This window comes from Mesorhizobium sp. M1A.F.Ca.ET.072.01.1.1 (assembly GCF_004023325.1).
Taxonomy (GTDB): domain Bacteria; phylum Pseudomonadota; class Alphaproteobacteria; order Rhizobiales; family Rhizobiaceae; genus Mesorhizobium.
This window is the reverse complement of record NZ_RZSF01000350.1, coordinates 1-6,528: the sequence shown is the minus strand read 5'-3', so window position 1 is coordinate 6,528 and position 6,528 is coordinate 1. Positions and strand designations below refer to the sequence as shown.

6 protein-coding genes are annotated in these 6,528 nt (G+C 59.9%); 2 read left to right on the top strand and 4 right to left on the bottom strand.

Annotated features, from left to right (window positions below; translation table 11 throughout):
- The 4 genes from EOA32_RS31250 to EOA32_RS31235 all read right to left on the bottom strand — a co-directional run.
- The coding region (locus EOA32_RS31250; RefSeq protein WP_145971407.1) for an ABC transporter substrate-binding protein at nt 1-685 on the bottom strand (685 nt) is incomplete at its 3' end.
- Nucleotides 686-780: 95 nt separating this feature from the next.
- Nucleotides 781-2,316 carry an ATP-binding cassette domain-containing protein gene (locus tag EOA32_RS31245; protein WP_128373772.1) on the bottom strand — a complete coding sequence of 512 codons (1,536 nt, stop codon included), beginning with the start codon at nt 2,314-2,316 and terminating at the stop codon, nt 781-783.
- Nucleotides 2,316-3,737: an LLM class flavin-dependent oxidoreductase gene (locus EOA32_RS31240; protein WP_128373771.1), complete on the bottom strand. Its 1,422-nt coding sequence runs from the start codon at nt 3,735-3,737 to the stop codon at nt 2,316-2,318. The genes EOA32_RS31245 and EOA32_RS31240 overlap by 1 nt, the downstream gene beginning before the upstream one ends.
- A gap of 871 nt (nt 3,738-4,608) precedes the next feature.
- Nucleotides 4,609-4,806 (bottom strand): hypothetical protein, encoded by a 198-nt coding sequence (locus tag EOA32_RS31235; protein ID WP_128373770.1) that lies wholly within the window; start codon nt 4,804-4,806, stop codon nt 4,609-4,611.
- Nucleotides 4,807-5,250: 444 nt separating this feature from the next.
- Between EOA32_RS31235 and msuE the strand changes: the two genes are divergently transcribed.
- Nucleotides 5,251-5,808 (top strand): FMN reductase, encoded by a 558-nt coding sequence (msuE, locus tag EOA32_RS31230; protein ID WP_128373769.1) that lies wholly within the window; start codon nt 5,251-5,253, stop codon nt 5,806-5,808.
- Between the two features lie 165 nt (nt 5,809-5,973).
- On the top strand, nt 5,974-6,528 hold a 555-nt coding region (locus EOA32_RS31225; protein WP_128373773.1), incomplete at its 3' end, for an LLM class flavin-dependent oxidoreductase.

Below are 6,528 nucleotides of genomic sequence, written 5' to 3'. Positions count from 1 at the left end.
GCTGCCACTGTGTCTGCTGCTGTTCGCCGGGATGCGGAACCGGGATCTGGATGTCTTCGAAGCCATATTTCTTGGAGAGGATGCCGAGCGGCTCGATTGTATCGCGGCCATAGCCGCTATCGTGATAGAGCGTCGCGATCTTCAGCCCCTTGAGCTTGTCATAGCCGCCCGCTTGCTGGGCGATGTAATCGACGATGATCTGGGCTTCGCTCCAGTAGTCAAACACCAACGGGTACTGGTAGGGAAAGACGCGACCGTCGGTGGCGATATTCTGGCCACCGCCGGGGCTGACGATCGGGATCTTGTCGACGCGAGCCTTGTCGGTGAGCGCGACGTCGAGACCGCTCGAGTGCGGATAGATTGCCGCCGTCAGCGCGCCGTTATAGCCGCTCTTGTAGCGTTCGTAGCACTCGATGCCGCGCTCGATCGTGTAGGCCGTCTCGCATTGCTGGACCAGGATCTTGACGCCATCGACGCCGCCCTCGACCTCATTGATGTAGCGGAGATAGTCGACATTGCCGGCACCGAACGGGATGAACGACGGAGCGTAGGGTCCGGTGCGGTAGGTAAACAGCGGATAGAGCTGTTGGCCCGTGCCGTCTTCGGCGAAGGACGCGCTGCTCATGAGCGTGACAGCCATCGCGGCAGCGGCCGCCAGCGACATGGTCTTGGTTAGCAATGACATTGTGCAACCCTTGTTTGAGTGGTTTGGAGAAAGTGACGACCGATGCTTGGGAGGAGGCGAAAGACCTGGCGCCGAGGTGTTTCGTCTGTCTGGGTTCAGTTGGATGATCGTGCTCGCGAGCGAAGGGCTTCCAAGCCGCGCCTCCCCAGGCTCGACAAACCATCCGGTTCCTTGATCAAGAGCACGATGATGATCGTGCCGAAGATGATGTGCTGCAGGTTTGCCAGCGCGCCCTGATCGCCGAGAAATGACAAGTCGATGATCAATGACAGCCGGTCGAGCAGGATCGGCGTCAGCACGATGAAGGCGGCACCGAGAAAATTGCCGAAGATGGTTGCCACGCCGCCGATGATGACGATGAACAGAATCTGGAACGATTTATCGAGATTGAACGCATGCGCGTCCGACGTCCCTAGGTATCCGAAGGCCCAGAGTGCCCCGGCGATGCCAAGGAAAAACGAGCTTATCCCGAAGGATAAAAGTTTGCGGCGCGCCACGCGGATGCCGATGACCGAGGCAGCGACATCCATGTCGCGGATCGCCATCCACTCGCGGCCGACACGGCTTTTGACGATGGCGAAGGCCAGCGCGATGAGCAGCACCGTGGTTGCGATCACCAGATAGTAGCGACCGGCGGCCGACTGGAGGTCGTAGTCGAGGATCCGCAGTCGCGGCGCCGAGATGGTCAGCGACTGGCTGTCATTCGAAAACCAGCTGAAATTGGTGAACAGCCATTCGAACAGGAACTGGGCGCCCAGCGTCGAAGCGCCGAGATAGAAGCCCTTGATCCGCAGCGACGGCAGCCCGAAGATGACGCCGGCAACCGCCGCGATCAGACCGGCAAGGATCAGGACGACCGGCAGCGGCAAGAACGGCGCGCGCAGCAGCAAATTGTATGTCGAGAAGGCGCCGATCGACATGAAGGCAGCCGAACCAATCGACACGAGCCCGGTATACCCCATCAAAAGGTTCAGCCCGATGCCGGCAAGCCCCATGATCACCGTCGGGATGATGATCGAGCTCAGCCAGTAGTCGTCGGCAAGAGCCGGCACAGCGAAGGCGGCGATCAGGCCGGCGACGATGGCGATGGTGCCAGCCCCAAAAGCAGGCTGGCGTAGCGGCTTGGACGGGGCGGATTCCTGCAGCGCGACGCGTTTCTGCAGGCCATAGGGAAGTGTCGAAACTATCCTCCCCGCATGGCGGTCGAGCCCAAGGAACGACATGGTGCGCTCGGCGCGGGCAAGGAAACCGAGGCGCTCGGCGCCGTCCCTGCCCAGCCGGAAGATGTTTTCGAGAAAGCTGGCGTTGCCATGACGAGAGAGACCGGCCAGCACGTTCTCACGCACTGACAGGCGGCGAAACAACGCATTGTGCTGGAAGGTCCGGCCGATGCCGAGATGAGCCGCCTTCTGCGGATGGATCGCGTCGAAGCGCAGCCCGTCGAAGACAATGTCGCCGGCGTCGGCGCGATAGACGCCATTGATGACGTTGAGAAGCGAACTCTTGCCGGCGCCATTCGGCCCGATCAAGGCGCAGATCTCACCCTTGGCGACGCTGAAGCTCAGCGCGCTGAGGGCACGCACGCCCTTGAAGGACAGAGACACGTCGTGGAGTTCCAGCAAGCCGGTCATCACGCATTCACGGATTTGAGACGGGACGCCGAAGTCCGTTCGGCTTGGCGACGCTTGACGGCTTCAATGTCACGGTAGCCGCTGGCGGGATGCGTTGCGGGAAGATACGGCCCTTCGCCGAACAGCTTTTCGCGCAACGTGCCGGGCTTGTAGGCGGTGGGATAAACGCCGCGCTTCTGCAATTCCGGCACCAGCAGGTCGACGGCGGCCTCGAAGCTTTCGGGCGTCACCGCATAGGCGAGGTTGAAGCCATCGACCCCGGTTTCATCGACCCATTCCTGCAGGATGTCGGCGATGGTGCCGGGCGAGCCGACGAAGACGGGACCGACGCCGCCGATGCCGCCCCATTTCGCCAGCTCCTCGACGGTCCACGCCTTGTCCTTGCCGGCAAAGTGCTCGACCATCGAAACGATGGCGTTGGTCTCGACCTTCTTGAGTGCATCGGTCGGCGCGTACTGGCCGAAATCGATGCCGGTCCAACCCGACATGAACACCAGCGAGCCATCATAGGATGTATAGCTTTGATATTCCTCGAAGCGCTTGCGGGCCTTCTCGTCGGTCTCATCGACAATCAGCGTGGTGAGATTGTAGATCAGGACATTCTTCGGATCTCGGCCCGCGGCGGCGGCTTTTTGGCGGATTTCCGAAACATAGGCCTTGAGCAGCGATTTGGTCGGCGCGCCGACGAAGACGCACTCGGCATGCGCGGCGGCGAAGGCCTTGCCTGGACCCGAGGCGCCGGCCTGATAGAGAACCGGTGTGCGTTGCGGCGACGGCTCCGACAGATGGTAGCCAGGCACCTCGAAGAACTTGCCCTTGTGGCCGATCTCGTGGACCTTGCCGGGGTCGGTGAAGATGCCACGGACCGGATCACGCAGCACCGCGCCCGCTTCCCAACTGCCTTCGAACAGCTTGTAGAGCACCTCGACATATTCGGCCGCGACCTCGTAGCGGTTGTCATGGCTTTTCAAGCCAGTCTGGCCGACATTCTTGGCGCCACTTTCCAGATACGAAGTGACGATGTTCCAGCCGACGCGACCCTTCGTGTGGTGGTCGGCGGTCGAAAGGCGGCGGGCGAATGTGTAGGGATGTTCGAACGAGGTCGAGGCGGTAATGCCGATGCCGAGATGTTCGGTTGCAAGCGCGATCGGCGCGGCCAGTTGCAAGGGATCATTGACCGGAATCTGCGCCGCCTGCTCGATCGCGTGGTAGTTCGAGCCCTTGTAGACGTCGTAATAGCCGATGACGTCGGCGATGAATATGCCGTCGAAAATGCCGCGCTCGAACGTTCGAGCCAGGTCCTGCCAATAGTCCAGGTCCTTGTATTTCCAAGACTTGTCGCGCGGATGCTTCCACAGACCAGGAGATTGGTGGCCAACGCAATTCATGTCGAAAGCGTTGAAGCGAATATGCCGACCCATCCGTCACTCCTTTGATAGCCCTGTCGGGCGACAGCGGGAGGAAACTAACGGCAAGCCGGTCGTCAACGAAGGCAGAATATAATGTCTATGGATTAGATAGAGAATTAAAGTTCTCCACTTGGCGCGCATCCTGGTTTCCGGAAGCTCGGTACCCCATGGCGGGTGACGTTGATAAGGCGGCAACACACATGAGACGAGATCGACACGCAGCCTTATCGGGCGCGCGAGACGCGCGATGGATGCGGGGCGGCCTGACCCCGGTGTCGCGGCCGGAAACGCACTGCGCGTCAAGCGCCAACGGCGGCAGAGGAAAATTCAGACCCTCGCGGGCAAATCGCCCGAAAGTGACGAGCGGGTACCGTCTTCGATCGCGCGATGCCATGCGCGTCGGGCCGCTTGAAGCGCCCAAACTCGATGCCTTCGGTGGCGATGAATGCCTCGGCGGCTTGGAGTGAGGCATAACCATACGCGTCGTCGGCTGACGCGCTGACTTCCGATTGTGTCCTGGAGAGCAATGTTCAGATCCAGGAATGAAGCGGCGGGTTGACGCCATTGAGGTAGTACTGGCCGACGGCGTGGTATTTCCACCGCACAGGATCACCACACGATCATGCAAGGGCTTGAACCCCATGACATATCTCCGTTGCTAAACTTGGCACTCTCCTCATCGAAGTGCTGACAAGTTGTAGCGAAGACCGCAAAACCGAAGCAAAGACGTTCTCTGCTTCCTTGGAAAGATTTGGAGCACGCCTTTGCCGGCGCCTTTCCTCTTGGCGCACGGGACCATCGAGGGACGCAACCGGGCCCGTCCGGATCGGCACGTGACCGCCTTCAGATGCCTACGCAAACAATCTCTTCGGCAGGAAAGGCTTCAGTGCTGAGGACAGCCCTTTCGACAGGTTTGCCGTACCCCGACCTTTTGCCAGTACCCGGCGCGCGGTCGGGCGATGTCAAAGAGATCGCAAGCCACGGCGACGTGCTGGTCGCGCACGTTGAGTTCGCGAGCGATCTCGGTCAACGGCTTCGACCACACAAGCTCGAAGAGGGCGGCGCGGCTCAGTTTATGCATCATCAACTCCCGGCATCATCGGCCTTTGGCTCTGCCCGTAAATCTGTAGTCGACGAACAACTATTGTAGCCCGCGGCTGCGTTTGGAAAATACCAAGCCAACCTAAAGACGCGGGCAAACCCGCACAAAGCTTGTCACTGACAGTCGCAGACGGAGAAGATCGGTAGCGCGTGATTTCGTCGGACACATCACATCGACAAAATCGGGTTCTGAGGTCGATCCTTCAGCAGGCGCTGGCTTCACTCCTGTCTCATCTCGCCGGCACAACCTGGCGGCTCGCCTTGATCGGCGCCCATGCTTCCAGTCAGCATCGAATGACCCCATTATAGCCGACGTTCCGCAAACTCCATCCGATTGGCGGCTTCTTTTTGAAATCTGCTCCCTCTCTTAATTCAACCAAGTCGATAGAGTTGATTATACAGACCGTTATGAAGGGGCCGACAAATGTCGAACAAGTTCGTGTTAGGAATATCGGGCAATCTTACCCGCCCTTCAAAGACAAGGGGGTTTGTTGACCACATAGTCGGACAAGTAGCGAAGAAGCTTGGCGCATCCTCAGCTACTTTCGACATCCAGGATTTAGGCCCTTCCTTTGCGCACTCCAAGCGGCTCGGCAACCTCGACCTTTCGGCCAGAAACATCGTCGAGCAATTGTCAAGCGCCGCTGTCCTGGTGGTCGGCTCGCCGACTTTCAAAGGCAGCTACACTGGACTGTTCAAGCATTTCTTCGATCTGCTGGAGCCATCCTCGCTTAAAGGAAAGCCAATTATCCTTGCGGCGACTGGAGGCGGAGAACGTCATTCCCTCGTCGTGGAACATCAGCTTCGGCCGCTCTTCGGCTTCTTCGAGGCATTGACCATCCCGACAGGCATCTACGCGTCCGACCGGGACTTTGCCGATGGCGTCATCATATCCGAAGCCATCCGCAACCGCACGGAACAAGCCATAATCGAAGCGTGTCGGCTGGTCGCAGAGACGGGCAACGTCAGCCTGGCCGCCTAGGCATTGTGCGGCCGAAAAGGACGGCGCCGGGAACTTGTTAGCCACGCCGCCGAAACCACGCCGATCGTCCGCTCCGGTAAAGCGCAGTGATCCTCGTGAATTGTCATCGTTGCTGAAAGGAGACTGAAGGTGAGCAAGGTTGGGAAGCTGCGGCTTGGCGCCTTTATGTATCCAGCTGGCCACCATGTGGCGGCATGGCGCCACCCTGACACCGCCGCGGATGCGACGACGAGCCTCAGGCAGCGCATCGCATTTGCCAAGGCGGCAGAACGCGCGAAGTTCGACCTGATCTTCCTGGCGGATGGGGTCGCGGCCCATACGAATGATCTCAAATCCCTCTCCCGGACCGACGAATGGGCCGTTGGCTTCGAGCCTCTGACGCTCCTGTCGGCGCTTGCCGTGGTGACGGAGCGCATCGGCCTGGTGGCAACAGCCTCCACCACATTCAATGAGCCGTTCAACTTGGCCCGCAAATTCGCCTCGCTCGATCAGATCAGCGCCGGCAGGGCCGGCTGGAACCTCGTGACCTCGTCCAATCCGCTCGAATTGGATAATTTTGGCAACGTCAGCCAGTTCGCGCATCAGGACCGCTACGCGCGGGCGGAAGAATTCGCCGATGTCGTGCTCGGCCTATGGAACAGCTGGGAGGATGACGCCTTCCTGCGCGACAAGGGTAGCGGCCTCTTCTTCGACCCGGAGAAACTGCATATCCTGGGTTAC